The 1174-nt window shown below is 53.2% G+C and carries 1 protein-coding gene; it reads left to right on the forward strand.

Annotation, left to right across the window (positions count from 1 at the left end):
- Positions 1–1110: IS256 family transposase (locus tag BUE76_RS23340; RefSeq protein WP_076026760.1), on the forward strand; the 1110-nt coding region annotated here is incomplete at its 5' end.
- Positions 1111–1174 lie beyond the last annotated feature (64 nt).

Below are 1174 nucleotides of genomic sequence, written 5' to 3' on the forward strand. Positions count from 1 at the left end.
CTGCTTAAAGAGTTCCTCGAAGAAGCTCTGGAGGGCGAACTGGAAGCACACATCGATCAAACCCCAGAGCCGGACCGGAAGAACGGCAAATGCAGAAAACGGGTAAAAACTCCTGTAGGTAACATAGAGATTGCCACCCCTCGCGATCGCAACGGCACCTTTGAGCCCGAGATAGTGCCCAAGCGGCACAAAACCTTAGGGGTGGACCTGGACCGGCAGATCATAGCCCTTTACGCCCGCGGGGCCTCTTACGCAGACATCCGCGATCACCTCATGGACATGTACGGGCTGGAAGCTTCTCCTGCCACCATCAGCCGGGTTACCGACAAGATACTGCCGCTTATTTCCGAGTGGCGCAACAGGCCGCTGGAAGCTGTATATCCTTTTGTCTGGCTGGATGCCATTCACTACAAGGTACGGCACGAAGGACGGGTTGTAAGCCGCGCAGTGTACTGCATTATCGGTATCAATCAGGAGGGCTACAAGGAACTGCTGGGCATGTACATCGGTGAGCAGGAAGGTGCCCGCTTCTGGTTGTCAGTACTCACAGATCTGCAAAGCCGTGGTGTTGAAGATATTCTGATTGCCTGTATAGATAACCTGCAGGGCTTTGCAGAAGCAATAGAAGCCGTATTCCCCCGCACTGAAGTGCAGCTTTGCGTGGTGCACCAGATCCGCAACTCGCAGAAGTACCTGAGCTACAAAGACGTGAAACCCTTCATGAAAGACCTGGGTGCGGTTTACCGGGCTGCGACAAAGGACGGTGCAGAACGCGGGCTGGATGCTTTGGCGAAGAACTGGGGCGAGCGCTATCCCAAGGTTATTGAGTCGTGGCGCAGGAACTGGGACCGGCTGAGTTGCTACTATCAATACAACCGCGACATCCGCCGCATCATCTACACCACCAACATTATAGAGGGTTTTCACCGCCAACTTAGGACAGTTACTAAGTCGAAAGGAGCATTCCAGAGTGAAGAAGCTTTGATGAAGCTCTTGTTCCTGGCACAAGATCACATCACTGCAAAGTGGACCAAGCCGGTGTTCAACTGGAACCAAACGCTGGCACAACTGAGCATCTTGTTTCCTGATCGCTTAAAACTTGATCTATGAACGTAGCGCATATGCCTGCCGGCGGCTCATTGCTGAAAGCTCACGATTTTTGCAGCAGCAGTAC

The organism is Cnuella takakiae (assembly GCF_001953305.1).
Classification (GTDB): domain Bacteria; phylum Bacteroidota; class Bacteroidia; order Chitinophagales; family Chitinophagaceae; genus Flavisolibacter; species Flavisolibacter takakiae.